Source organism: Povalibacter sp., from assembly GCF_036520495.1.
In the GTDB taxonomy this organism is placed as follows: domain Bacteria; phylum Pseudomonadota; class Gammaproteobacteria; order Steroidobacterales; family Steroidobacteraceae; genus Steroidobacter.
In genome coordinates, this window is record NZ_DATDJO010000006.1 from 70,946 (window position 1) to 97,419 (window position 26,474).

23 protein-coding genes are annotated in these 26,474 nt (G+C 62.8%); 9 read left to right on the forward strand and 14 right to left on the reverse strand.

The window, feature by feature from the left end; translation table 11 throughout:
- The first annotated feature begins 202 nt into the window (after positions 1-202).
- The 4 genes from VIZ63_RS02400 to VIZ63_RS02415 all read left to right on the forward strand — a co-directional run bounded on the left by VIZ63_RS02400 (position 203) and on the right by VIZ63_RS02415 (position 3,190).
- A complete protein-coding gene (locus VIZ63_RS02400; RefSeq protein WP_331607887.1) occupies positions 203-520 on the forward strand; it encodes a non-heme iron oxygenase ferredoxin subunit in 318 nt (105 codons plus the stop codon).
- A 56-nt stretch (positions 521-576) separates the two neighbouring features.
- Positions 577-921, forward strand: a complete 345-nt coding sequence (locus tag VIZ63_RS02405) for a hypothetical protein (protein ID WP_331607888.1) — start codon at positions 577-579, stop codon at positions 919-921.
- 300 nt (positions 922-1,221) lie between these two features.
- Positions 1,222-2,007, forward strand: a complete 786-nt coding sequence (locus VIZ63_RS02410) for an enoyl-CoA hydratase/isomerase family protein (RefSeq protein ID WP_331607889.1) — start codon at positions 1,222-1,224, stop codon at positions 2,005-2,007.
- A 25-nt stretch (positions 2,008-2,032) separates the two neighbouring features.
- On the forward strand, positions 2,033-3,190 hold the full coding sequence (locus tag VIZ63_RS02415; protein ID WP_331607890.1) for an acetyl-CoA C-acetyltransferase: 1,158 nt from the start codon (positions 2,033-2,035) through the stop codon (positions 3,188-3,190).
- Between the two features lie 107 nt (positions 3,191-3,297).
- Here the strand turns inward: VIZ63_RS02415 and VIZ63_RS02420 are convergent, their stop codons facing one another.
- Positions 3,298-6,231, reverse strand: coding sequence for a choice-of-anchor I family protein (locus VIZ63_RS02420; protein WP_331607891.1), 2,934 nt, complete (start codon positions 6,229-6,231; stop codon positions 3,298-3,300).
- Between the two features lie 351 nt (positions 6,232-6,582).
- Here VIZ63_RS02420 and VIZ63_RS02425 point away from each other — a divergent pair, with 351 nt between their 5' ends.
- Complete coding sequence (locus tag VIZ63_RS02425) at positions 6,583-6,855, forward strand: hypothetical protein (RefSeq protein WP_331607892.1); 273 nt, start codon at positions 6,583-6,585, stop codon at positions 6,853-6,855.
- A gap of 547 nt (positions 6,856-7,402) precedes the next feature.
- Here VIZ63_RS02425 and VIZ63_RS02430 read toward each other — a convergent pair.
- On the reverse strand, positions 7,403-8,350 hold the full coding sequence (locus VIZ63_RS02430) for a response regulator (protein ID WP_331607893.1): 948 nt from the start codon (positions 8,348-8,350) through the stop codon (positions 7,403-7,405).
- Between the two features lie 221 nt (positions 8,351-8,571).
- On the opposite strand from VIZ63_RS02430, the gene VIZ63_RS02435 reads away from it, so the two are divergent.
- Positions 8,572-9,216, forward strand: coding sequence for a hypothetical protein (locus tag VIZ63_RS02435; RefSeq protein ID WP_331607894.1), 645 nt, complete (start codon positions 8,572-8,574; stop codon positions 9,214-9,216).
- Between the two features lie 149 nt (positions 9,217-9,365).
- On the opposite strand, the gene VIZ63_RS02440 is transcribed toward VIZ63_RS02435, so the two are convergent.
- Entirely contained in the window at positions 9,366-9,923 is a 558-nt protein-coding gene (locus VIZ63_RS02440; RefSeq protein WP_349261106.1) for an NAD(P)H-dependent oxidoreductase, read from the reverse strand.
- 584 nt (positions 9,924-10,507) lie between these two features.
- Between VIZ63_RS02440 and VIZ63_RS02445 the strand changes: the two genes are divergently transcribed.
- The gene (locus tag VIZ63_RS02445; RefSeq protein ID WP_331607896.1) at positions 10,508-11,779 is read left to right on the forward strand and encodes an Hsp70 family protein; all 1,272 of its coding nucleotides are present in this window, start codon (positions 10,508-10,510) and stop codon (positions 11,777-11,779) included.
- A gap of 125 nt (positions 11,780-11,904) precedes the next feature.
- Here the strand turns inward: VIZ63_RS02445 and VIZ63_RS02450 are convergent, their stop codons facing one another.
- The 9 genes from VIZ63_RS02450 to VIZ63_RS02490 form a co-directional block, all read right to left on the reverse strand.
- Entirely contained in the window at positions 11,905-12,747 is an 843-nt protein-coding gene (locus tag VIZ63_RS02450) for a DUF2306 domain-containing protein (protein WP_331607897.1), read from the reverse strand.
- A gap of 153 nt (positions 12,748-12,900) precedes the next feature.
- Positions 12,901-13,311 carry a DUF6491 family protein gene (locus VIZ63_RS02455; protein ID WP_331607898.1) on the reverse strand — a complete coding sequence of 137 codons (411 nt, stop codon included), beginning with the start codon at positions 13,309-13,311 and terminating at the stop codon, positions 12,901-12,903.
- A gap of 153 nt (positions 13,312-13,464) precedes the next feature.
- Positions 13,465-14,169, reverse strand: a complete 705-nt coding sequence (locus VIZ63_RS02460) for a glutathione S-transferase N-terminal domain-containing protein (protein WP_331607899.1) — start codon at positions 14,167-14,169, stop codon at positions 13,465-13,467.
- Between the two features lie 20 nt (positions 14,170-14,189).
- Entirely contained in the window at positions 14,190-14,384 is a 195-nt protein-coding gene (locus VIZ63_RS02465; RefSeq protein WP_331607900.1) for a hypothetical protein, read from the reverse strand.
- Positions 14,385-14,513: 129 nt separating this feature from the next.
- Positions 14,514-15,731 (reverse strand): RNA polymerase sigma factor, encoded by a 1,218-nt coding sequence (locus VIZ63_RS02470; protein ID WP_331607901.1) that lies wholly within the window; start codon positions 15,729-15,731, stop codon positions 14,514-14,516.
- The gene (locus VIZ63_RS02475) at positions 15,731-16,087 is read right to left on the reverse strand and encodes a YciI family protein (RefSeq protein ID WP_331607902.1); all 357 of its coding nucleotides are present in this window, start codon (positions 16,085-16,087) and stop codon (positions 15,731-15,733) included. Before VIZ63_RS02475 ends, VIZ63_RS02470 begins: the two co-directional genes overlap by 1 nt.
- 86 nt (positions 16,088-16,173) lie before the next feature.
- Complete coding sequence (locus tag VIZ63_RS02480; protein ID WP_331607903.1) at positions 16,174-16,434, reverse strand: GIY-YIG nuclease family protein; 261 nt, start codon at positions 16,432-16,434, stop codon at positions 16,174-16,176.
- A 195-nt stretch (positions 16,435-16,629) separates the two neighbouring features.
- Entirely contained in the window at positions 16,630-17,964 is a 1,335-nt protein-coding gene (locus tag VIZ63_RS02485; protein WP_331607904.1) for a hypothetical protein, read from the reverse strand.
- 21 nt (positions 17,965-17,985) lie between these two features.
- Positions 17,986-18,717 (reverse strand): RNA polymerase sigma factor, encoded by a 732-nt coding sequence (locus tag VIZ63_RS02490; RefSeq protein WP_331607905.1) that lies wholly within the window; start codon positions 18,715-18,717, stop codon positions 17,986-17,988.
- A gap of 195 nt (positions 18,718-18,912) precedes the next feature.
- On the opposite strand from VIZ63_RS02490, the gene VIZ63_RS02495 reads away from it, so the two are divergent.
- Positions 18,913-19,761 carry an aldo/keto reductase gene (locus VIZ63_RS02495; RefSeq protein ID WP_331607906.1) on the forward strand — a complete coding sequence of 283 codons (849 nt, stop codon included), beginning with the start codon at positions 18,913-18,915 and terminating at the stop codon, positions 19,759-19,761.
- A 212-nt stretch (positions 19,762-19,973) separates the two neighbouring features.
- Positions 19,974-21,182: an acyl-CoA dehydrogenase family protein gene (locus VIZ63_RS02500; protein ID WP_331607907.1), complete on the forward strand. Its 1,209-nt coding sequence runs from the start codon at positions 19,974-19,976 to the stop codon at positions 21,180-21,182.
- Between the two features lie 417 nt (positions 21,183-21,599).
- Here VIZ63_RS02500 and VIZ63_RS02505 read toward each other — a convergent pair whose 3' ends face one another.
- Both VIZ63_RS02505 and VIZ63_RS02510 read right to left on the reverse strand, forming a co-directional pair.
- Complete coding sequence (locus tag VIZ63_RS02505; RefSeq protein WP_331607908.1) at positions 21,600-21,866, reverse strand: DUF4242 domain-containing protein; 267 nt, start codon at positions 21,864-21,866, stop codon at positions 21,600-21,602.
- Between the two features lie 11 nt (positions 21,867-21,877).
- On the reverse strand, positions 21,878-26,440 hold the full coding sequence (locus tag VIZ63_RS02510) for a serine/threonine-protein kinase PknK (RefSeq protein WP_331607909.1): 4,563 nt from the start codon (positions 26,438-26,440) through the stop codon (positions 21,878-21,880).
- Positions 26,441-26,474: the final 34 nt, after the last annotated feature.

Sequence of the window (26,474 nt, forward strand, 5' to 3'; positions counted from 1 at the left end):
CGCCGTCGATGTCCCCGCAGATCAAATCCCGGCTCTTTCCACTGCGATCCTGAGGGAGAAGTCCTGACGGCGGCGTGAGATTTCCTTGCGGGTTCGACTTCCCGGGGAAGCGAACACACATAGGAGCCTCCGATCGCCTTAAGTCAGTGCCATTGGGCTAAGGTTGGCCCTACCATCAGATCAGATAATCGAGCAGGTGACAGTGACGAGTTCATTCGTGCGCGTGTTGAAAGCAGCGGAGCTGCCGGCGACAACCAGGAAAGCAGTGGAAGTGGCGGGAAAGTCCGTGCTGATCTGCAACACCGGAGAACGCTTGTACGCGATCTCCAGCATCTGCTCGCATGCCGAGGAAAAACTCGATTGCGGACGGATGGGCCGAACCTGGATCGCCTGTCCGCTGCACGGCGCGCGATTCGAACTCGCCACCGGCAGAGCGATGAATCCGCCCGCGACGAAACCGATCGCGACGTATGAAGTGCGGGTGGTGGAGGGCTGGATCGAGGTGGCGGTTCCAGAATGACCGTTCACTCGATGTGACGGCGGCGGCGTTTGCATCGAGCTCTTCGGGAGTTGACGATGGAACCTGAAGCGAAGCTGCGCGCGATCAAGGCAGTGCACACGTTGGTGTGGGCCGTATTCGCAGGATCGATACTGGCCATTCCCGTCTTCGTGCTTCTCGGGAAGCTGCCGATTGCATGGGGCCTGATCGGCTTTGTGTTCCTCGAAGTCGTGGTCCTGATTGCCAACCGGATGCGGTGTCCGCTGACAGACGTGGCTGGACGCTATACCCCCGAGCGTCAGGACAACTTCGATATCTACCTTCCGCTCTGGCTTGCTCGTCACAATAAGGAGATTTTTGGCGGGTTATACGTTGCGGGTATCGTGTACACCCTATGGATGTCGGTCCCGGCTGCGACCTGACCCGCGCCACGCGCATACGAAAATTTCCTGCCTGCGACGCAGACCGATGACGCGGAGTTGTTACGTGCAGTCGGGAGCTGCAGCGCGACGCACAAAGTAAAGAATTCCTCTGCTCGCGCTCCTTTGTGCATAGCTTTCCTGCTGCTTTCCCCTCGGGAATCGTGGGCGTGACCCAAAAGCTCAGGAAGGCCATACTGCGCGCCCTCGTCTTGCCCAGCCCGTCAGGGTTGTTCGACCGGTGCAACATGCACGGCGGCAGCGGCGCGAGCGAGTCCTTCTTCAAGTGCAGGCGACATATCAATGAGTACGACTTCTTCCCTGGTTTTCGAACGCGACGGTGCCATCGCAACCCTGCGGCTCAATCGTCCCGACATGGGCAATGCGCTGGACATTCCCATGGCGCGTGCGCTGATGGAAGCGGCCATTGCCTGCGATGAAGACGATGCGATCCGCTGCGTCGTGCTGACGGGCACGGGCCGGATGTTCTGTGCGGGAGGCGATGTCGGTTCATTTGCGGCGTCTGGCGACAAGTTGCCGGCGATGCTCAAGGAAATCACGGCGTACCTGCATGCGGCGGTCACGCGGCTATCGCGTATGAACAAGCCACTGGTCACTGCGATCAACGGTCCGGCCGCAGGTGCGGGCTATAGTCTGGCGGTGCTCGGCGACATCGCGCTGGCGGCCCGTTCGGCTCATTTCACGATGGCCTACACGGCGATCGGCCTGACGCCCGATGGTGGATCGACCTGGTTGTTGCCGCGTCTCGTCGGCCTGCGTCGTGCACAGGAACTTGCACTATTGAACCGCCGCCTGTCCGCCGAAGAAGGCGCCACGCTGGGGTTGGTGACACGCGTCGTCGACGATGCTGCGTTGCTTGCTGAAGCGGACCAGGTCGCGAAACAACTGGCGGTCTCCGCGACACCGGCGCTGGGCAAAGTCCGCAGCCTGTTGCTGTCGAGTTTCGGCGCGACTCTCGAGGAGCAGATGGAAGCCGAGGCACGCTCGATCGCCGAGTCGGCGCGCACACCGTATGGTCGCGAAGGCGTCGCTGCATTCGTTGCCCGTCGCAAGCCCGATTTCACCTGAGATGCACTGAAGAGCCGGGGGCTCCATGAGTGAGGCGTACATCGTTCAGGCACTGCGCACGGCCGGCGGTCGCCGCAAAGGCAAGCTGGCTGGCTGGCATCCCGCGGACATGGCGGGCGAAGTGCTGAACGCATTGGTCGATCGCAGCGGCATCGACCCGGCCGCAGTCGAAGACGTGGTCTTCGGCTGCGTCAGCCAGGTCGGCGAGCAGGCGTTTCACGTCGGTCGCAATGCCGTGCTGGCATCGAAGCTGCCCGACAGCGTGCCGGCCGTCTCGATCGATCGGCAGTGCGGCTCTTCTCAACAGGCAGTGCACTTCGCTGCACAGGCAGTGATGTCAGGCACGCAGGATGTCGTGATCGCCGCCGGCGTCGAAAGCATGACGCGCGTACCGATGGGTTCGCCGACGGCTCTGGCCGTACAAGCCGGTCTCGGCGGTCCATGGAGCGAACGTATCCTCGAGCGCTATGGCGTCACCGCGTTCAGCCAGTTCACCGGCGCGCAGATGCTTGCGGACAAATACCAACTCAGTCGTGAAGAACTCGACCAGTACGCGCTGCGCAGTCATCAACTGGCGGCTGCAGCAACCCGCGCTGGCGCATTCGACAAGGAAATCGTGCCGCTCGCCGTCGAAGGCGGGCGGCACACGGCCGATGAAGGCATCCGCTTCGACGCAACCATCGAAGGCATTCGTTCCGTGAAGTTGCTGAAGGAAGGCGGTGTCGTGTCGGCGGCGAATGCCAGCCAGATGTGCGATGGTGCGGCCGGCCTGCTGATCGTCAACGAGCGTGGCCTGAAGGCGCATGGCCTGACGCCCCTCGCACGCATTCACCACATGACGGTGGTGGGTGGCGATCCGGTGGTGATGCTGGAGCAGCCGATTCCCGGCACGAAGCGCGCACTCGAACGCAGCGGCATGAAGCTCTCGGACATCGATCTGTTCGAGATCAACGAAGCCTTCGCCTCCGTGACGCTGGCCTGGCTCAAGGCGGTAGGCGCCGATCCGGAAAAGCTGAACGTCTACGGCGGCGCCATTGCCCTGGGTCATCCGCTCGGCGCGACCGGCGCCAAGCTGATGTCGACGCTCGTGCATGCGCTGCGTGCGCGTGGCAAACGCTACGGCCTGCAGTCCATGTGCGAAGGCGGCGGCCTCGCGAACGTGACGATCATCGAAGCCCTGTGATCGGCGGACTCTGTTTTGCGCCCTTCTGTGCTCCTTTGTGTCCTTCCTCTGTTCTTTGCCAAAAAGTCCGCGCCGCGTCCCTGCGGCACGAACCCGCGTCCCTGCGATCAATCCCTGTTCGTTTCGCTCACGGCGTAGATCGTTACCGTGCCGCTGATCTCATTCGCCACCACGAGCAATGGGTCGCGCGTCGGGCTGTCCTTGGCATCGATGAAGATGATGCCTTCCGGTCCGAGATCCTTTGCCGCGGGAGCAGTGGCAGGATCGACGGAGAGGTCGCGGTTGTTCACGTAGTCGACGAAGACCGGTGAGCGCGGTGTGGTCACGTCGTAGACCATGACGCCGCCCTGACGCTCCAGGCCGATGAAGGCATAGGTGCGTTTGCCCACTTCGCCTACGGCCACCGCTTCCGGTTCGGGGCCCTTGTTGTCGGAACGGCTGTCGAACGTACGATCGTCGTTGCTGACGTTGAAGAACGCCGGATTGGCCGCTGCAATGATGCGTTCGAAGTCGCTGCCGCTGTCATAGACCTGCGTGCCGTCGGGATTCCAGATCGAGAACGAACGACCACCGAGCGTGTAGAGCGCATCGTAGTCGCCGTCGCCGTCGATATCGCCGAGACTCTTCGTGACATTGAGGCGGCCGAGGCTGGCGTTGTTCTTCAGCGCGGTTGCATTCGGGAAGGCGGTCGGATCGAGCGTGAGCGAGCCGACGCGCGCTTCCTCGGCGAAGCCAGTCCAGTCGCGTGCGTCGCCTTCGTTCGCAGTGATCAGGTAGGTCGAGCGACCGACGCTGAAGCGGGCGATCGTATCTGGCTGGTACATGCCGAACACCGGCCACGAACGGATGCTGATCGCATTGTCGCGATCCGATGCGTCCAGGCCCGGCACGCTGACGAGGCCGAGTTCCACGTCCTCCGGCACATAGCCCGGTGCAATCGTGAATCGGCCGGTGGCATTGTCGATGACGATGCCGGCAACGCCGAAGTCATTGTCGTTGACGAGCGCGAGCTGGCCGTTCGGCAGCAGTGCGAGGCCTTCGATTTTCTCGACCCCGGCGTAGCCTGCCTGCGCCAGATCGACGTGCAGCGTCTTTGTCGCCGGCCGGACGCCGACGCTCGCCAGTTCGTCGGCCGTCATCTGGTCCACCGTCCTGGAGACGCCATTGACGAGGAATGCTCCGAGGCCGGAAATGTCCGTGGCCTCGCGAAGCGAGGTGGCATAGATCTTCTTGGTGATGGTCCCGATCGGATCTTCGGGCACGGCATCGTCGTCGCGTTCCAGCACCAGGAAGCCGCCGCCGGGAAGGGCAGCAACGTCACCGATCTTGTCGGCGCGTGTGTCATCGGCGCTGACGGAGGGTGGATTGTCCATGATGTAGATGAACTGTCGCGTCGCGCGCGTCGCCGGGTCGTACTCGACGACGCGCACGTTCTTCATCGCATTGAGCGCGCCGTTGGCCAGCGTGGCCGGATTGCGGATCGGGCTTTGCACGAAGCCGTAGATCTTGCCGTCCTGGATCGCGATGCCTTCCATGCCGCGATTCTGGCGACGCTGTGCGATCTCGGCTGGAAGTGCTTCGGTGCCGTAGTGGCCCGCAGTTCCGGGTGCGGGAACCGCAACGCCGGCTGCGGCATGCGTGCCGATGGGGATCAGGCGTTCGATCAACCGGCCCGACTTGCTGAAGTGATAGATGGCCGGACGATATTCGTCGGCCATCCAGTACGTGCCGTCGGCATCGATGGCGATGCCTTCGAAATCGCCGCCGAGCGGATCGAGCGGCAGCTGCTGATCGCGCAGATCGACCGGCGCTTCATCGTTGTAAGGTTGATTGCCGTCCTGCGATCGCAGGATGTTGGAGACGCCAGTGAGCAGCCGGCCGTTCGGCGCACGCAGGGCAATCTGTTCCTGCAATTCGAAGCGGCCATTCGCCGGATCGAGCGTGAAACGCACCAGGTGCGGATTGAACTGCGGCAACAGGAAGGGACGACGCACGCCGACCGGTTCGCCGTTCGGACCGCGATCCGTGTGCGTGATGAAGCTGAGTTGACCATCGCCCGTCACGCCTTCGAAGGCAAGGCCAGAGAATCCGCCGAGCTGCAGCTTCTGGCCGGCCGCTGTGGCGCCGATCGAGGGACGATTCTTCCACTCATACGTCGCGGTTGCCTGCGGTGGCATGCTGTAGTCCTTGAAGCCGAGCGGTCGCAGGTGCGTGACCTGTGCTCGCTCGATGTCGATCTCGGCAATCGCATTGTTTTCCTGCAGCGTGACATACGCCTTGCGCGAGTCGGCGGAGACTGCGATGTACTCCGGCTCGAAATCCTGCGCGGCGCTGGCTCCCGGCCCGTAGATGCGGATGCCCTGTGAACGCAGTGCGGCTTCCTGGCCATTGAAGCGTGTGAACGATGCCGTGCGCACGTCTGAATCCTTCAGCTTGCGCACCTGCTTTGCATTGCCGGGAATGCGAATGATACTGACCGAACCTTCGGGATCGACGTGGCCGGCGCCATACCCGCTCGGCTCGGCTTCGTTGGCGACCAGCACGTAGTTGCCGTCCGGTGTGAACGTGAGCATGTCGGGCAATGCGCCAACGCGCACGGCAGAGAGGAGCTTGCCATCGACATCGTAGAACGCGACACGGCCGGGATCGGTCTTCGGTGTGCTCTGGATAGCGACTGCTACCAACCCATTGCCGACGGCCACGCTATTGGGGGAACCGAAGGCGGCAGTGTCGATGGTGGTGATCTTCGTCGGCTGGCGCGGATTGCGCGCGTTCAACACGTCGATGGTGGACGTCGCGGCATTGACCACGAACAGTCGCCGCGATTTCACATCGTACGCAACGATTTCAGCCGAACCGGCGTCGCCTGCGTCGTAGGTGCCCAGTCGCGTCAGCGTGATGGGGGCAGCATTCGCGTCGCAGTCATCGTGGTGGCCGTGAGATCCGCCATGATGATCGTGTGCAGATGCCGCTCCAGCGGCGCACGACAGAATGAGAGCGACAGCGGCAGACAGAGTGCCGGGAACAGCGCGATCGAACATGCAGACCTCCAATGAATGGCCGCCTCGCGGCGGGCGCCGCAGGCGTGTTCTGATGGAGCGGCATTACAGAGGTCGCGCGTTACAGGATGATGAACGCATGCAACCCTGCGACGGCGACTGTGGCCGTTCGCAGCGGTGACATGAAAGTGTCATGTGAACGTGTCATTTAGTGAGCATTTGCTGTGCCTGCGGCAGCTTTGTGACCGTCTGATTGCGCTCCAGGACGTCGGGATCGATCCGATGCTGTGAGTCTGGCGGCGGTTGCTCGGAAGTCGCGTCAAGTGGATGATTCTGCGATGACGGGACCATTCTCGACTCGGCTCGATAACGGACAACGATGAGGGCAATGCCATGGCGAAGCGTGCAGCGACCGTGCGAATGACTCGCAAGCTCACCGATCTGGAAGCGCGACGCCAGGAAGCGCGTGCGCGACGGCAGCACGCCAAGGAACAGGCCAGGGAGGCGCGCAAGCTGATGAAGCAGGCACAAAAAGTTGCCAAGCGCGCGAAAGCCGAACTGCAGGCGCTGAGCAAGAAGCTGAAAAAGTTGCTGGCGAACAGCCCGACGGTTGTCAAGCGTGCAAGGCAAATAAAACGAGCGAAGCCGACGGCGCGCCGCAAATAAATAGTGATCGAAAATTGATCAATCCAACACTTGCAGCCCAATTGCCGCGTGCTGTCAAAGTCAAGGTGCCGTTGTCCCGAGGTTATCCACAGTCTTTGTGGATTGCTTGTACGGCGGGATGGCGCAGATGCTCAGTTCGGGGCAATCGGACTTGTTGCTCACGATGCGCTCAGGCGCGAAGAACCGGCGTTTATGGTTTGACTTCCCGGTGAGATTACCTGCCGGTCGGGCCAGATCTGTCCGGCTGTGACCCAAAAGAGCTCTGACTTGAGGAAGGTCTGATCAATTCCAGATTCGTCATTCCCGTTGGTCACGGGCATGACGGATTAATACAAAGATGCCTTGAGGGCATTCTGAGTGGTTTTCTCTGGGTCCGGCTTCAGCCGGACAGATTCGATTCTCAGATGTCCGGCTCAAGCCGGACCCACAGAAGAAAAGGCAGGCGGACAAAGGAGCTGCGGAAAGCCGCGGGACACAGCGGCGCAAATCAAGTCCAAAGCGGCCCGCATCGCGATCTTCTGCATCCGCCTTCCTCGCTTGCGCCGCTCTACGCGACACTCTCCCGCTGCACGTGGAAGATTCCTGTTCGTGCGTTGTCCTTGCCGCGCCGGTTGCGTTCCGCCTGGCCGAGAAAATCCAGCGCCGTCGGCGGCGTCTCGTTGCGTGCGAGGGTGGCGAGTCCGCAGCTCAACCGCACATCGCTCAGCGCCGACTCCGTATTCCAGTGCACGAAGGCGTTGCGAATTCGCTGTTCGACTGCCGGGGCATCGACGGGCGAGCTTTCCGGCATGACCACCGCGATGCGGCAGGTGTGTGCAGGCGCCGGCAGGCGCGCCACCCAGTCGAGCTTCGGACGAATGGCATCGTGCACTGCCTGCAGCAGAGCGTTCGATGTCGACGTTCCGAGGTTCAGGCGTGCAAACATCTGATCGTCGTCGGTATGCAGTTCGACGCTGAGGATCTGCAGAATGCCGCGGCTGCGGGCTGACTGGGCGATCTCGGCATGCAATCGACCGACGAGATGACGTGCAGTGTGTGCGCCGTTCTCCAGATCGACGATGGCCAGTTCATCGGTAGGGTCGGTTCGCGACGAACGGCGACGACGCACCGCCACCAGGCCGGCCTCGGCCTTGCCGACGAGTTCGCCGGGATAGTTCTGCATCAGCAGGTACTGATCGACGCCGGCGCAATATCCCAATTCATGGTCGCGTGCATCGGTGCTGCCGGTCAGCATGATGACGTACACGGGGGCGAGCGCGATGACACGCAGTCGCGAGGCGATTTCGATGCCATCCAGCGTCGGAATGTTGCGGCTGACAATGACGAGCGGATACCAGTCGCGCGCGAACACGGTCAGAGCCTCGGCGCCGTCGCTGGCCGTCGTGACCGCGAAACCCTGCAGCTTGAGCAGGGCAGCGGTCGACTCGAGCGTCGCCGGATCGTTGTCCACGATCAGGGCGCGACGCGGCAGGGAGTTTTCGGACGCTGATTTCATAAGGATTGGGGGTCTCTGGCCTCTACGTTAACGGCCGGGCCATGCGGAAGCTGTACCTCTGTGGCCGCTCCGGCCGGCCGCTGACAGGCGCTTTGTGGACTGGCGCACAGATCGGGGCATGTGCCCCGTCCCCGCTTTCGTTGTAGACGGGGCGCCTGCAGTAAGATCCCGACCGCCAGTCCGGCCGATCGGGCGGCAGGTGGGAACGATCCGGAGGATGGATGGCGGTGGTCTGGCGCTGTTTGCTGATCGCAGGAATGTTGCTGGCGTACACGCAGGCGCCGGCGCAGATCTATACGTGCACTGCGCCCGATGGCACCAGGATCTTTTCCGACAAGCGATGCGGCTCGGACGCGACGCTCGTGAAAGGCATCACGGAGTCGAAGAAGTCGTCGAATGCGACACGCGCTCCGGTCCCGCGAAAGTCACCCGAGGAGCTGGAGACTCTGCTCACTCAATGCAACGCGGGCGATAACACTGCGTGCATGACATGGACCAAGGGCGGCGGTCCGGCGGAGCTGAAGCTGCGTGAGAAGGAATTGCAGTCGACCTGCGAATCCGGATCGATCAACGCCTGCGAGGAGCGCTACTGCCGTGACGGGGCGACGGAAGAATGCCGCAGCCGTGTCCTGGAGCTCGCAACGCTGTCCGGCGACAGCTGGTATCTGCGCTTCCAGCAGAAGCCGCAGTCGGATGGACCCACGACGTATTCGGTGCGCTGCCTGAACCTTGGCAGTCGTGCGCTCAAAGATGTGACGATCTCCTGCGCTGCTGTCGCCGGCCCCGAGCGCTGCCGTTCGGAGATCGCAGCGCAGGCGTTCCCTCGCCTCGATGCGGCAGCGTCGAGCAGCTGTGCGACGCTTTGAAGGCGCTGAGACGGACGGACGCACTCAAAGGAGCACAAATGGGGACCGCAAAGGAGCACAAAGAAAACTGGTCAGAAATTATTTCTCTGTAGCTCAATCGCCCTTGTGCTCTTGGGGGCTCCGACTTTGTGCTCCTTGGTGTACCTGCTTTATCTATTCCTGCTGATCCACTCGGCGAACTTCTCCGCGAAGCCGCGCAGGAATTTTTCCGTATCGGCGTTCTTCAATTTCCCCGCATCGTCGAACAGGTTCTGCGCGCTGCCGACATAGGCTTCTGGCTGCTGCAGCACCGGCATGTCGAGGAACACCAGCGACTGACGCAGGTGATGATTGGCGCCGAATCCGCCGATCGGACCGACGGAGGCGCTGACTACCGCAGCAGGTTTGCCCTGGAACACGCTTTTGCCGTAGGGGCGCGAGCCGACATCGATCGCGTTCTTCAGTGCCGCGGGAACCGAGCGGTTGTATTCCGGTGTCGCAAATAGCACGGCGTCCGACGACCTGATCTTTTCCCTGAAGGCCGTCCACTGCGCCGGCGGCGAACTGGTTTCCAGATCTTCGTTGTAGAGGGGCAGGTCGCCGATCGGCACCTGTTCGAATGTCACTCCCGCTGGAGCCAGCCCTGCGATGGCATTCGCGATTTTCCGGTTGTACGAGTCCTTGCGCAGACTGCCAACGAGGACGGCAATGTTGTGGGGCATCGATATCTCCTGCGGTCGATTGGTTGACGACACAGTAATCGCTGGAAGCGCCCGGATCATTGGGCAGCGGCGATAAGTGTCATTCAGTCAACGCATCAATCGGGGCCCAGGAGCGATGCAAGGATCCACAGGAAGTTGCCACGGAAAAAGATGCCGGTGCGCACCGTGGACGCGCACCGGCGAAGGGGGCCTATTGAAGCTGGGTAATCGTCACCGAAAAGCCATTGCGGGTCGTCAAAGCGTGGGAAGAACAGTAGCGACGGCGTTCCGGTGAATCTGCAGCCGGCCGGCCAGTTGCGGTGACCTGCCGGTCAGCCGTTGCGGGTCCGGGCAGAATTTCGTTCGTCGGTGGATTTGCCGGTGAATTCGCGCTGAAGAGCCGGATTTCAGACGGAGATCAGAGCGGAGCGGAGTTCTCCACGGGGGGGCACGGGGATCACGGGGTAAGAATGCATTCACCAGGCATATTTCCGTCCCTGTGTTCCCGTGTCCCCACTGGAAATTCCTTCCGATTCTAATCCGGGACGTTCGAATTGACCGACGCGAACGACGCCTGTACCTTGCGCGGCCCGTTTTTTCCGTGAATCCCCATGCGTCCTCTCGCCGTCGGTGTCGATTTCGGCACCAGCAATACCGTCATTGCCGTGGTCGATCAGGAAGGCCGATCAGCGGTGCTGCCCGTGCAGACGCGGGCTGGTGCGAGCTCGACTCTGCCGTCGATGCTCTGCTTCAGGCCGAACGACATCGATCGAACGGCGCGTCCCGTAAGCAGCGCCGGCGCCGACGCCATGGCCGACTACCTCGCACGCACCGGGCCCGCGCGACTGGTGCAGTCGATGAAGTCGTTCCTGGGCAGCAAGACCTTCACCGACACGCGGATGTTCTCGCAGGTGTTCACGCTCGAAGATCTCATCGGGACGCTGCTCACGCATTTGTATGAGGCCACGTCATCGCAAGGATTCGTGGCCGATACGCCGCTCGTTGCCGGGCGACCGATCCGTTTCGCCGGTCCGAATCCTGATGATGCGTTGGCGCAGACGCGCCTTACCGAAGCATTCCGACTTGCTGGCCGTGCACCCGATCGATTCGGTCTGGAGCCCGAGGCCGCTGCTTATGCCTTCGCGCGCAAGGTCACCGGACGGCATCTGGTGCTGGTCGCCGATTTCGGCGGCGGCACCAGCGATTTTTCGGTCGTCGAAGTGGAGGCCGACGGCGCGCAGCCGAAGATCACGCCGCTTGCGCAGACCGGTATCGGCATCGCGGGCGATCGATTCGACTATCAGATCGTCTACCACGCCGTGTGTCCCGCGCTCGGCATGGGCTCCGTGTTCCGGCCGGAAGCGAAGGCGCTGCCGATCCCGTTGTGGATTTACGCGAATTTCTCCAGCTGGCATCAGCTGTCGGTGATGAACACGCGCCAGAACCTGCGACTCATCGATGACATTCTCAAGTCGGCGGACAACCGCGAGGCCTTCGAAGGACTGGTGCACGTGATCCGCAACGAGGAGGGCTTCTCGCTGTTCCAGGCGGTCTCGCGCGTGAAGCAGGCGCTGACGTCGCAGGACCGTGCGCAGCTGCGTTTCAAGGCCGGTCCCGTCGAAATCGACAATGTGGTGACACGCAGCGATTTCGAACGCTGGATCGCGGACGACCTGGACAACATCGCGACGACCACCGAGCAGGCACTGACGCGCGCGAACGTCCGTCCGTCCGACATCACCCGCGTGTTCATGACGGGCGGCAGCTCACTGGTCCCGGCGGTTCGCAATCAGTTCGCCAGCAGATTCGGCGCAGAGAAACTCGTAGGCGGCGATGAGTTCTCGTCGGTTGCCCAGGGCCTGGCGCTGATGGGCGTGCCCTGAGAAGGCGAGAGACGAAACCGAAGAATTCTCCACGGGGGACACGGGGTATCACGGGGAAAGAAAATCTTCCGCTCCGAGCCCGTCTTTCCCCGTGTCCCCCGTGGAGATCTTTTCCGGTCTCCGGTCTAAGCGAGCCGCGCAAGGATCGCCGGTCCCCAGTAGACCTTCGTGAAGTAGTAGGTTCCGAGCAGCAGGAAGCCGGTTGCGACGGTGAATGCGGCGGAAGCGGTGTAACGGAACATCGGTGAGGCGTTGCTGCGTGGTGCTCGCAGCAGGGCTTCGACGACGATGAGATTGGGGACGTAGAAAAAGAACGCCATCACGGCATCGAAGGGACCGCGAAATTCCTCGGTATGTCCGGCGCCGCCGGCCAGCAGGAACCAGAAGCCGTAATCCATGCGGTACAGCCATGAACCGATGGCGAGCGCGAACAGCCGCAGTGCCCAGGCCCGATGCTGCTCGAAGCGTCGTGCTCTTGCGTGGCGATACGCCTGAACGGCGGTGAATGACACCAGTGCGCCGTAGATGCCGAAGCCGACATCCATGACGGGACCGCCGATCGTGCCCTTCGTGAAGATGAAGGTCAGTCCGCCGAGGCCCGTGAGAAACGCAGCGCTGACGTAGACGCGGCCGATCCATCGATGCAGCGCCGGATAGCGGTTGCGGATCGCGCTTACGACCTGAATGCAGCCGAGCGCCAGGATGATGCCGCCGGCTGCGAAGTGCAGGCCGATACCGGCGGTGGCCAGCGGCGTATGGCTTTCGTAAAGCCGCGGCAGTCCCTCGTTCCACTTCTCGATGTTGCCGTCGATCAGTGCGGCTGCGTAGAACGCCAGGATATAGAGGCCGAACAATGCGGCACTGATCCAGACCGTTGCCGTCAGCGCGCGGCTGCTCCAGCACAATATCAGCGAGCTTCGATCCCCGGTCGCGGTCGGATGGCGTGCAAGCGCCTCGGTGGTTGCCATGCTCGGGCCCAGCCTTGTAGGAGTGCGGCGATCCTAGCACCCGGCAATGCGCGGGCCCTCGTCCGTTCAGCCGAGTTTCGCCCGGCAGAGAGCCACATTGCGGCCACGGGCCGGGCGGGGAACTCAACGCGATCCGACGTCAATGGGTCGTCGTCAATCGGTCGTCGTGTCCGATTTCTCCGTGGCGGCGGGCATCTCCTGCTGGGACTTCTTGCGTTTCTCCGGTCCCTTGCTGCTGACCACGCTCTTGATCGGGCAGCGGCCATCGCGTGGCACGATCACCGTACTCGTGCGATCCAGCGTTCCGATCGGCAACGTATCGAAGCCGATGGAAGTCGCGAAGTTGAGACCGCGGCACGTGTCGCCCATGAATTCGGCGTAGTACCACTTGCCGCGCGAGTCCTGGATCCACAGGCCCTTGTCCCGGTCGGCCTGCCAGTTACGAATACCACCGTTGCTGGCGAAGGGAATCGACGCTTGTTCCGGTGGCGTAGTGGACGAATCGGCAAAGGCACTGGCCGTCACGACCAGCGCTGTGAGTAGCAACATGCTGCGGATGTTCATGGACTTTTTCTCCGGCTGTGGTCTGTTGGAGTGAGCGGCCGGGGAGGGAGTTGCGGGTCCTTCATTACAACGGTGCAAGGTACCTTGGCCGCAAGTAAACCCCGACATGCGTGACTCACTATGGCGATGCGTGAATGAGCCGTGGCTGAATGATCAACTGCGCGCCGGAATATTCACTGCCTTCACGACGGCCGGTCGCGCGACGAAGGCGTTGAGCGCACGGGTGACATGGGGATGGTCTGCGATCCCTACAAGGTCGCCGGCGTCGTAGAAACTAACGAGATTACGCACCAGAGGAAACGTGGCGATATCGGCGATGGTGTAGTCATCGCCCATGATCCAGCGACGATCGGCCAATCGCTGATCCAGAACCTGCAGCAACCGTCTGGATTCCGCGACGTAACGATCACGAGGCCGCTTGTCTTCCCAGTCCTTGCCGGCGAATTTGTGGAAGAAGCCGAGCTGGCCAAACATCGGGCCGATACCCGAGACCTGGAACATCAGCCACTGAATCGTCTGATAACGCGCAGCGGCGTCGCGCGCCAGGAACTTGCCGCTTTTGTCGGCGAGATAGATCAGGATCGCGCCGGACTCGAACAATGGCAGCGGCTTGCCGTCGGGTCCGTGTGGATCGATGAGCGCCGGGATCTTCGCGTTCGGATTGAGAGAGCGGAATTCCGGGGACTTCTGCTCGTCCTTGTCGAAGTCGACGAGATGCGCCTCGTAGGGCAGGCCGGTTTCCTCGAGCATCACCGAGGCCTTGATCCCGTTCGGCGTATTCAGCGAATACAGCTGAATACGGTCGGGATACTTCGCCGGCCACTTCTTCGTAATGGGGAAGTCGGCGAGAGTGCTCATGAAGAATCTCCTCCGCATCATCAGGTTTCGGTGACCGAAGCATTGAGCGCCACGGCGAGTGCCGCCTCGCCGCTGATCAGGTCATGCCATCGCAGCACAGTGCCTTTGCGATGTCCCTTGCGTGTCAGCTTCAGGTCTTCCGGCGAGATCGTCACCACGTAGAGATCGTCGCCGATCTGGATTTCGCGTTTCAATGGCTTGTCGAGTCGTGTCATCGCGGAGCCCTCGGCAGGGATTTATTGAAAGACTCCGCATATCGAGGGTCGGTTCCGCGAGCGTTGTACATGGCGCGCGGCGAGATGTAGCGAAAGTTTCGCGATGAGATCGCAACGACGAACGGCTGACTATCCCGCCAGCTTGCGCGCCTGACCTGTCAGGAAGTCGCGCTGGGCTGAGTTCTCGCAGCGCTCGATGGCGAGCGAGTAAGCCGCAATGGCCTGCTCGTGCTGACCGAGTCGTCGCAGCAGATCGGCCCGGATGGCGTGGAACAGGTAGTAGTCGTGCAGCGGTAATTCCTCGACGAGCCTGAGCGCAATTGCCGGACCCTTCACTTCTGCCAGGGCGACCGCGCGGTTCAGGGCCACGATGGACGTGGGCTGCATGGCAAGCAATCGATCGTAGAGTTGCAGAATCTGCTGCCAGTCGATGGTCCCCGTGGCTTTGCTGTCGCTATGCACGGCGTTGATCGCGGCCTGAATCTGATACGGTCCGGGTTCGTTACGATGCAGGCACTCGCGCACGAGCGTCTGACCCTCGACGATGCGTTCATCGTTCCAGCGGCTGCGGTCCTGATCAGTCAGCAGCACGAGATTGCCGTTCGCATCGGTCCGGGCCGCCCGTCGTGAATCGAGCAACAGCAGCAATGCCAATAGTCCCACTGTCTCCGGCTCGTACGGGAGCAGTTCGACGAGCACGCGCGCCAGCCGGATCGCCTCATCGCACAGCTCGTGGCGGATCAGTTGTTCGCCCGCACTTGCCGCGTAACCTTCGTTGAACACCAGATAGATCACTGCGAGCACGGCACGCAGCCGCTCCGGCAGGTCCGCATCCGCCGGCATGCGATAGGGAATGCGGGCGTCGCGAATCTTGGTCTTGGCGCGCACCAGTCGCTGCGCCATCGTTGTTTCAGGAACGAGGAAGGCGTGAGCGATCTCTGGTGTCGTCAGCCCGCCCAGCAGACGCAAGGTCAGTGCGACCTGTGCGCTCATCGCGAGGGCGGGGTGACAGCACATGAAAATCAGCTGCAACCGATCATCGCGCACAGCGGCTTCCTCCGGTTCGTCGCTGGCTTGGAGCAGCAGCGCGGCCGCATGGCGATCCTCGCGCGATGTTTCGCGACGCAGTCGGTCGATGGCTCGATTGCGTGCCGTCGTGATGATCCAGCCTGCCGGGCTCGGTGGCAGCCCGGCAGAAGGCCAGCGCTCGACCGCGATAACGAAAGCGTCCTGAACCGCCTCTTCGACGAGATCGATCGAACCGAACCTGCGAAGCAGTACGGCCACTGCACGTCCGTACTCCGCCCTGAATATCCGCTCGATGTCCGCAAGCGGCAGCGACGACATCAGTCGCCGCCTTCATCCATGAAGGGACGGACTTCGATCGGCAGGGTGGTGGCCTGGGCATAGCGTTTCGCCCATCCCAGGGCAGCATCGAGGTCGGCCACACGAACGATGGTGAATCCGCCCAGGTGCTCCTTGCCTTCGGCGAACGGCCCATCCGTGATGAGCGTTTCACCATTGCGGACGCGCACGACCGTGGCCGAACTCACGTCATGCAGTCCGCCCGCGAACACCCACGAGCCCTGTGACTGCAGTTCGTCGCGGATCTGATGGATCTCGCGCATGACCTTGCCAAGGAACTCCGGGTCCGGACGACCGGGACCATCGGGCTGGTACATGCTGATCAGGTACTGCTTCATCGCGTTCTCCTCGTGCCGGCACCACGCTGGCGTTCATCCCCTATACGAACGCGGATCGACGCAATCGACAGGACAGACAAAGAAAATCAATCCGTCCCGGTGGTCTGCGCCCAGAGGAGTTTTTCTTCCCTGGACAGCTTCTTCAGCGCTGCCTCGGCTTTGAGCGCCTCGGACTTGCTGACGAACGCACGTGCCCCAAGCACGCGGACGGGACGATTCGAGCGGGTGAACTTGGCGCCCTTGCCTTTACTGTGCACAGCGAAACGTGCTTCGACATCGGTGGCGATGCCCGCATAGGTGCGCCCGTCTTCGCAGGCGAGCAGGTAGAGCCACCAGGACTGTGTCATCCCTTGAGCCTACCTGACGTTGGGGCTCAGATCACGGAGTGGGAGAAGGTCAATAAGACCTCCACGGGGGCATGACTGGAGGAAATCCCGCGGGACAGGGAGCACAGGGGACGAGAGATCTGGAGGTGCGAACGAAAGCTTTTCCTACGTCGTGATTCCCCGTGCCCCCCGCGGAGATCTTTTCCGTTCCCTACGTCACAGCGACCGCAGGTACTGCTCCAGATCCGACCGTTCGGCGCCTGAGAGCCCGAGCGACCACAGCGAGTCGTAGTGGTTGATCACATCGCCCAGCGTTGCGAAACGCCCGTCGTGATAGAAGCCGCCGCGTGTATGCGTCCACAGACCCTGCAAAGGCGCAGTGCGATATCGCCCGTCCGGCGCGCGATTCGCCTGGAAGTCGTCGATGCCGATCTCCTGCGGCGTGTGCATGTTGTAGCCAGGTTCCGTAAAGAGTGGTGGCACATGGCACGACGCACAACGTCCTTTCTCGTTGAAGATCGTCTGACCCCGCGCGGCCGCTGCCGGGTCGTAGCTGCCGCGCGGCGCATCGGGCGCAGCGAGTGCCAGCTGGTAGAGATGCAGTGATGCCAGCGCTGGCGTGATCTGGTCCTCGGTCGCTGTCACGTGTCCGAACTTCTCGCGTGCTGCGATAGGAAAGCGGGTCGCATCGTCGAGGCGCGGGTCGTAGAAAGTACCCTTGCCGTGCATTTCGAGATTCGCGACGAAGGCATTCCAGTGGGTCATCGATCCCCAGCCAGTCCAGGTGTGCAGGTTCACGCCGGCGAGGCCAAAGGCGGGTGGAATGAGCGTGGCCGCCGAGCGGCCGTCGGGGCGGAACGCCTTGCCGTCGAGGAACAGCTCGGCGTCGAATTTTCCCGGTCCCCACGAATTGAGAACCGCGCGAACCGTCGCGACATCCACGCCGAGCAAACCAGCCACCGGTTCAAGGCGTGGAGCGAGCGCGACGATGGCGCCGATGTTGAGATCGCGGTTGGCCCAACCATCGCGACGCCGGCCGATGCCGGGTGCGAAAGAGTCGTCGACGACGGAATGGCACAGAGCGCATTGAATGCCGATCGACTGCAGTCGGTTCGACTTGTCGAAGAAGCCGGTAACGCCAACCACCGCGCCGAGACGCAGCAGCGCGACCGTGACGGCGGGATCATCGAGATTGACGTCGCCCCTGCGAAGTGCGCGCAGCAGCCTGCCAGGCAGCGCCTCGACATCGACCTTCAATCCCACGGCGAGGGCAGTCTTCGGACTGACACCCGGTCCGACGCCCCCATTCGCTGCTCCTGCAATCGATTCATGCAGGCCGAGCGAATCGCCCCAGAAGTCCTCGCCGCCGAAGGTGCCGTAGCGAAAGGCCTGTCGGCCCTTGTCGATCTCGCGGATCGCGTGCAGTTCCGGAGCGAAATCGGTGATGTTTCGCGGTCCGTTGCTGTGATGCGACGTCTCCTCTGCCTGTGTGTCTACGACGAGCAAGGCAGCAAGAGTCACTGTCAAAGCGACGAAGTGTTTCGGCTTCATGATCGAGTCCCTCCGAAGCTGTCAGAGCAGCAGGCCGGGTGTTGCAGACGTGGGTATGCCCGAGAGCCGGGTCAGCACGTTTGCCACGATGCGATCGCAGCGCTCCGCGCCAAAGTCGAACAGCGTGAGATGTTCCTGCTGCAGGCGTTGAGTGATGTCGTTGCGCAGGCGAATCTGTGCCCGATGAAAGCGCGTCTTCACCGTGGCTTCGTTGAGGGAGAGACACGTTGCAGTCTCTGCGATGCTCAGCTGTTCGACGGCGCGCAGCAGGAACACGGTGCGAAACGCTTGCGGCAGCGTATCGATGGATTGTTCGAGCAGTTGCCTGGCGCTCGTCTCCTGCGATGCATCCGGGGTGGTCAGCGATTCGTCGGCGAGGTACCTATCGGCCTGCTCCTCGATGTCATCGAGCGACACCGTCGTGCGTCGCAGGCGACGTTTCATCATGAGGGCTTCGTTGAGGGCGATGCGGGTCAGCCAGGCGCCGAAGGCCCCGGGTCGATATCGATGCAGGTGCGTGAATGCCTGTACGTAGCACTCCTGCACCGCATCTTCGGCGGCTGCTGCGTCGCGTAGAACGCTGCGCGCCACTCTGAACAGGCGACGGTTGTAGCGGCGCATCAGTGCTTCGAAGGCGGCGTTGTGCCGTTGGCGCGCCGCAGCGACGAGTTCGTCGTCGCTGCACTGCGCCAGCGCGCCGATCCTGTTGCGCCTGAGTGCCGCGTTGGTCGAATTGATGTGCGGGTCGATCATGGATTCAGCCGTGCCTGCAGGAGAGTCAATGCTGGCGCGTGACCGGAAGGTTCCCGCACCGGGTCCTGCGGCACTGAAAAAGCCGCAGAAACCGGGTCCGCAAACTTTTCGAATTCTGTACTCCCTGGTGTACGTGCTTCTCTCCGCGGAGAATCGACGAATGTTCCATGAAACCCGGATGACCGGAGACCCTCCATGCCAACCACTCCATTGGTGCAGTCTCGTTCAGGTGTGCAGGTCCCGGCGCTGCTCTACGGCACTGCGTGGAAGAAGGAGCAGACCGCCGCGCTGGTTTCGCAGGCAATCCGCGCAGGCTTTCGCGGCATCGATACAGCGTGTCAGCCGAAGCACTATCACGAGGCGGGGGTGGGTGACGGCGTTGCGGCTTGCCTGAGCGATGGGCTGAAGCGCACGGATCTGTACCTGCAGACCAAGTTCACATCGCTGTCGGGCCAGGATCCGCAACGGGTTCCTTACGATCCTCGCGCGTCACTTCCAGAGCAGGTGCAGCAGTCATTCGCCGCCTCGCTGCGCCATCTGCAGACGACGTACCTGGATAGTCTGGTGCTGCACTCGCCGATGCAGACACTGGCGCAGACCCTTCAGGTGTGGCGGGCGATGGAATCGCTGGTGGAGCAGGGAATCGTGCGGCAACTGGGCATCAGCAACTGCTATGAATTGTCCGTGCTGCAACGGATCGATGCTGCAGCGCGCATCAAACCCGCGGTGCTGCAGAATCGTTTCTACGCCGACACGGGCTACGACCGGGAGATCCGCGCCTACTGCCGGGAGCGCGGCGTCCTGTATCAGAGCTTCTGGACGCTCAGTGCCAATCCGCAGTTGCTCGCGAGCGAGACCCTGCAGTCGTTGGCGAAGCACTATGCCAGCACTCCCGCCCAGATCCTGTTTCGCTACCTGACCCACGAAGGCGTGGTGCCGCTGACGGGGACGAAGTCGACGGCGCATCTGCGCGACGACCTCGCGATCTTCGGGTTCGAGCTGACCGCCTCGGAGCGCGATGCGATCACCCGGCTGCTCGAATGAGTCTTCCGGGATTCCCCCGCATTCCTCGCCCGGCGTAAGCTGCCCTAAACCTGATCGTCGCTGCAGCGCAAGGTACGGCTGCGTTGTGTGCTGAGCCGATCGGCACACGTTTCTGGCTTCCTGACATTGGAAAGAGGTGCTTTGCCCTCTGAAGATCCGCCGCCCGCGAGGCGCGGATCGCCAACCTGAATTCAACTCAGAGAGGAACGCTGATGAACGCCCGCATCGACGACGCCAAGACACTGCGCCGGTCGCCAACCGATCCGCTCGATGAGGAGATGCTGTCGAGGTTTGCGCAGCGCGCGCCGGAGTACGACCGGCAGAACCGTTTCTTCACGGAGGATTTCGAGGAGCTGCGCGATTCGGGCTATCTGCGGATCGCCGTGCCGGTCGAATTCGGGGGGCTCGGCATGTCGCTCGCCGAGGTGGTGCGCCAACAGCGCCGGCTGGCGTACTACGCCGCACCGACTGCATTGGCCATCAACATGCATGTGTACTGGACCGGTGTGGCCGCGGATCTGTTCCGTGCCGGCGATACTTCGCTGCAATGGTTGCTCGAGGAAGCCGCGAAGGGTGAAGTCTTTGCCGCAGGCCACGCCGAAAGCGGCAATGACATTCCGGTGTTGCTGTCGACCACCAAGGCCGAACGCGTCGCAGGCGGCTATCGATTCACCGGCCGAAAATCGTTTGGCAGCCTGTCACCCGTATGGACCTACCTCGGCGTCCACGGGATGGACACGAGCGATCCCGCCGCACCGAAGATCGTCCACGGATTCATGTCGCGCGATACGGAAGGCTATCGGATCGAAGAAACCTGGGATGTCATGGGAATGCGTGCCACTCGCAGCGACGACACGATTCTGGATGGCGCGTTCGTTCCAGATCGCTACATCGTGCGGGTCGTGCCTGCGGGCGCTGCCGGGCTGGATTCGTTCGTGCTCGGCGTGTTTGCGTGGGCGTTGCTGGGCTTCGGCAACATCTACTACGCACTGGCGCGTCGCGCGCTGGATCTCACTGTCCAGTCGATCAAGACCCGGCGCTCGATCGCGCTGTCCCGCCCGATGCACTATCACGCCGAAGTGCAGCACCGCGTGGCCCAGATGGGCCTGCTGCTGGATACGATCGAACCGCACCTGGAAAGCGTCGCGAAGGACTGGTCCGACGGTGTCGATCACGGCGCGTCGTGGCCCGCGAAGATCGTCTCGGCGAAGTATCACGCGGTCGAGGATGCGTGGCGTGTGGTGGATCTCGCGTTCGAACTGGGCGGCGGGTTCGGGATCTTTCGTCGCAGTGCGCTCGAGCAGCTGTTCCGTGACGCGCGACTCGGGCGCATTCACCCGGCGAACTCCATGTTCACGCACGAACTCATGGCCAAGACGCTGCTGGGGATCAGTCCGGATGAAACACCGCGGTGGGGGTGAGGAGGAAAGGCGCCAGGCGCGAGGAGAAGCCGCCAGGCGCTAGGCTCCAGGCTTCGGAATCAGAACTTGTTTAACGGCGCCTGTGTGGGTCCGGCTTTAGCCCAATGGCGCTTACTTAAGGCTCTTTCAGCCTCTTATTGTGGGTTCGACTTTAGTCGAACATCTGAATTCTTCGAATGTCCGGCTGTGACCAACGGGAATCCCACGGGGAAGCCGGACCCACAAATGACGAGAGGAGTGCGGCTTCCGGCTTTAAGTAAGTGCCATTGGGCTTTAGCCGGACGTTTACGCCGCAGGCGCGCGACCCTTCTGACATTCGACTGAAGTCGAACCCACAAGAATGTTGGGCACCCGGATCCCGCGGCAGCCCCTGAGTCTTTACCAGCGCCTGGCGCCTGGCACCCAGCACCTTCTCCCTCACACGAACATCGCCGGGCTGATCTCCAGTGCGACCTCGGCGATGCGATCGACGGGCAGACCCGCGCGCCTTGCGTGTTCGCGAATTGCTTCGGGGCTGGGTGCGTCGTATTCGCAGTAGATCTTGCCTTCGGCGTCGGAGACGTAACTGCGGATCCAGCGCACCTCCGGCATGCCTTCGAGCACGGCGATGGAGCGGCGCGCGGCAGCCGCGAGTTCCTCACGCGAAAGCGCAGGAACGGTGCGCTCAATGACGTATCGGGGCATGACTTACTCCTTCAGCAAGCGGGTATCTGCGCCAGACGCTGTACCAGATGTTCTTCGCCAATCCGATCGTCGAGGCTGCGACGGATCGCCAGCGACCGCTCCAGGCAGGAACGTGCCTCGGCAGATCGGCCGGCCAGCTGACACGCTTCGCCCAGTGCGGCGAGCGCGTGAGCCTGCAGCAGATGCTCGCCCGTGGCGCCGTTCAGCTCGACGCTTTCCTCGAGGGCCGTCCGAGCCTCTTCGTGCCGGCCCAATCGGCTCAGCGTGACGCCGAGACTGTTGAGGATCAAGCCTTCGGCGGTACGGTCCTCGAGTGCTCGTGCCAGGCCGAGTGCTGTTTCGTAATGCCGCAAGGCGTGCGCATAGTCGGCGCGTTGCCAGTGCTCGATGCCGAGCAAGTTGCGCAGGACCAGTTCGCGTCGCGTCGCTCCAAGCCTGGTGGCGAGGGTCAGTGCTGCTTCCAGCCGTGTAATCGTCTCCCCGGGAGTATCCGGCAGCTGGCGAGCTGTGCGTGCAAGACCTTCGAGTGCTGTCAATTCCGCTGCCGCGTTGCCAACGGCAATGCACAAGTCGCGCATTTTCTCCCACTCGATCGCCGCTTCGCGCGGCAGCGCCTTGCGTTCGAGGATGGCTGCCCCGTGACTGCGGACCTCGATCTCGCCTGCCCGATCCTCGAGTTGGGCGAACAGGGTTGCCGCCTCTGTGAGCAGAGGCAGCGCCTCGTCGTCCCGGTTCAGACCCAGCAGCACTTCGCCCAGCGTGCGCAGTGCCTGCACCAGGCCGTCGGCGTGATGGGCCCGGCGGCTGAGTTCGATCGCGTGACGATAGGTCTGCAGCGATTCGTCGATCCGGTCCTGTTGCAGACAGATATGGGCCAGCGCCATCAGATGAAACGATCGCTGGATCGGCAACAGATGATCGCGGGACGTTGCGTTGGCGCGTCGCAGATATTCGAGTGCACGGTCCTGCTGGCCCAGCATCCGGTAGACGTTGGCGAGACTCTGCAGGCTGTAAAGGAGCAGGGAAGGATCCTGCATGAGCACAGGCATGGCGAGGGCTTCCTCGAAACATGCAATCGCGCGGGGGTGTTCTCCCATGCTCTTGAGGATGATGCCGAGATTCGCCAGGTCGCCCGCGACGGCGAGTTCGTCGCAACGTTCACGATCGATCATCAGTGCACGCTCGGTGATGGCCAGCGCCTCGGCGTGTCGTCCATCGTGCCAGCGCAACAGCCCGATGCTGCGCAGCGCATGACGTTCGAGCCCGGCATCGCCATGCTCGCGGCTCACCCGCAATGCCGTGCCCAGCGCACGATCCGCGGCATCGAAGTGCTTGCGCAGCGTCAGCAGATCGCCCTGACGCAAGTAAGCCTGAGCGAGTCGCGCCGATGCGCCGCGGGGCGCCAGCAGCGCAATGAGTTCACCCACGATCTGCTGCTGCCGTCCGCGCTGGCCGAGTGTTTCGCACAGTCGTTCCTGCTCCAGCATGACATCGGCCGTCAGATCGGCCCGCTCCTCGTCATCGGGCAGTTGCGTCAGGCAATGCTGCACGCGATCGAGCATGGCGAGTGCATCGGCGAACTGTCCGAGTGCGCGGGCGCGATCGGCGGCGCGGCGGCCGTAGTGCATCGCGGGTCGCCACGCTTCGGCGCGCCCGAAATGGTAGGCAAGCAGTTCTGCCTGCTCATCGCCGTGCTGCGGCGTGAGTCGTTCGATCGCGCGCCCGATGACACTGTGCCAGGACCGTCGCTGATGACCCAGGAAGCTCTCGTAGGTCACCTCGTGCGTCAGCGCGTGCTTGAATCGATACGCCACTTCCGGCACGACGCTGATCTGTTGGATGAGTCCCGCGGTGCCGAGTCGTTCGAGCGATCGCGGTACGTCCAGCGTCCGCTCGGCGATCTCGACGAGCAAGGGACGCGTGAACTCGCGCCCGATCACGGATGCGATACGCAGTACCTCGAGCGAGTGCTTGTCGAGCGCATCCAGGCGCGTGCGGATGACCGTCTGAACGGTATCCGGGAGTCGTAACGCCTCGACACCCCCGGCGGCCACGCCTTCGCCGTCCTCGGTGGCGACCGATCCCTGTTCGAGCAACGTGCGGCAGGTTTCTTCCAGGAAGAACGGATTGCCGCCCGTGCGCTCGTAGAGGCGTCGCGCCAATGTCTCGGCAACGCGGTCGACGTGCAGTACGTCCTGCATGATCGTCACCGACGCATCGAAGCCCAGGGGCGCAAGCTGCAGACGCGTTGCGGCGCGTACCTGCTCGATGCGATCGACCGACTCGGGCCGGCTGGTGATGACCACGAACAGTGGATGAGCCGACACGGTCTCGGCCAATCGATGCAATGCTTCCCGGGATCCTTCATCGCTCCAGTGCCAATCTTCCAGCAGCAATACCGTCGTGAACTGTGCCGTCAACGAGGCGAACAGCGCAGCCAGTGCCTCGGGCATGGCCTGCTGCAAGTGTTCGCCGCGCAGTTCGCGCGGTAGCGGATGGCTCTCGCTGACGAGGGACAACAGGTGCAGGTATAGCGGGATGAAGCGCTCCAATGCCGAGCCCAAGGTACGGATGCGCGCCACGACATCGGCTTCGACGTCGGGGCGGATCTGATTGGACGCCAGCCGCAGGACCTGACGCAGGATGTCCACGAATGGCACGAACGGCGCAACGCCGCCATGAGAACGGCATCGTGCTTGCAGAATGCGCACGTCACTCGCACCGATGCGTTCCTGCAATTCATAGAGCAGGCGGCTTTTGCCGACCCCGGCTTCCCCGATGATCAAGGCAATTTGTCCCAGGCCGTCGCGCGTCTGCGAGTACCTTTGCAACAGCGTTTCGAGTTCGGCGTGGCGTCCGGCATATGTCGACAGGCCGCGACGCATCGCAGCTTCAAGACGTGTCTGCAGTCCCGATTCACCGAGCACCCGGTATGGCGTGACGGGCGCATCGCCAGTCCGCAGCGGTACGGGGTCCTGCGGCTCCGACTCGATGAACGGCGTGATGAGACGCCGGCATTCGGGGCTGATGAGCACGGCATTGCGCGATGCCAGCATGGCAAGGCGTTGCGCGACCTGCATGGCGCTGCCCGTGACGGCATAGCGCCGCGGCCCGGCATTCAGCCGCTGCACCACGAGCGAATCTGCGTGCAGGCCGGACTGCACATACACGCGCGAAGCGGGCTCGCCCGGTTCGGCAGGAGCGATCGCGAATGTGCGTGTGCTCAGTTCCAGCGCCGCGCGCACTGCGCGCAGATCGTCATCCTCGTGTCCTGCCTGCACGCCGAAGAGCGAGACGATCTCCTCATCGTGGGCGTGATTCACCAGACCACCATGCCGGCGCACGATCTCCACTGCCGCACCGCGGATGTCGTCCATGAGGCGTTCGAGTGTGTCGGGCGTGTGCCGCTCAACGAGCGCTGCGTAATCCGACACCATCGTGATCAGCACGACGCCACGGCGCCGCTCACCCGCCGACGACACGCTGGTGGAGCCGTCGGTGGATCGCGTCGTCGCAGGCGTCGTGTAGCGTTCGTGTTCGGCGAGCGCAGCCAGCTCCGCCGCCATGCATGCCATCGAGGCGTAGCGCTGCTCCGGGTTCTTCGCCAGGGCTCGGGCAATGATTTCATCCAGCTCACCGGGCAGTTCGGTGCGGCGGGCGCTCGGCGGCCGCGGATCCGTGGTGACGATGGACGACTTGAGTTCGCGCGCGCTCTCACCCTGGAAGGGCCGTGTCCCGCTCGCCATCTCGTGCAGGACGACGCCCAGCGACCAGATATCGGTCTGATGAGTCACCGGATCGCCGCGCAGCTGCTCGGGGCTCATGTAGGCCAGCGTGCCCATCGCGGCTCCCGAACAGTCACTGCCCGCAGCATTACCCATTGCGGCGACACCGAAATCGAGGACCTTGACCGCTCCATCGGGCAGCAGAATGACGTTGGAAGGCTTGATGTCACGATGCACGATGCTGTGCACATGTGCCTTGGCGAGACCGTTCGCGATCTGCGCGGCAATGCGGATCAGTTCGGCGACTGCGACCGGGCCGCGCTCGAGACGCATCTCCAGCGTTTCGCCCTCATACAGCGGCATGGCGATGAACATCTGTCCGTCGGCGGTCTCGCCGATCTCATGCACCGTGCAGATGTTCGGATGATCGAGTGCCGCGGCGGCGCGCGCTTCGAGCAGCAAACGTTCCTTGGCTTCGATGCGAGCGCTCAGGTGCGGCGGCAGGAATTTCAGCGCGACGGTACGGTCCAGGCGCTCGTCCCTGGCCTTGTACACCCACCCCATGGAGCCTGCGCCCAGCGGGCTCAGCACTTCATAGTGAGCCACTCTGCGCCCCGTCCATTCCATCGCATCGACATGGGCTCGCCAGTGGCCCGGCACTTCCAGATCCCGCGCGAGGCCATCGATCAGACCGGCGCTGTCGTGACCTTGCAGCAGCGACTCCACTTCGTGGAGCAGGCTCACGTCTCCATCACACTCGCGGGCCAGCAGGGCAGGGCGATGTGCCGTTTCGCATTCGATAGCCGCCGTGAACACGTCCTGGACTCGCGACCAGCGCGCGGCGGACATCGATGTGTGTGTCCTCGTTGCGGAGTCTGTCTCC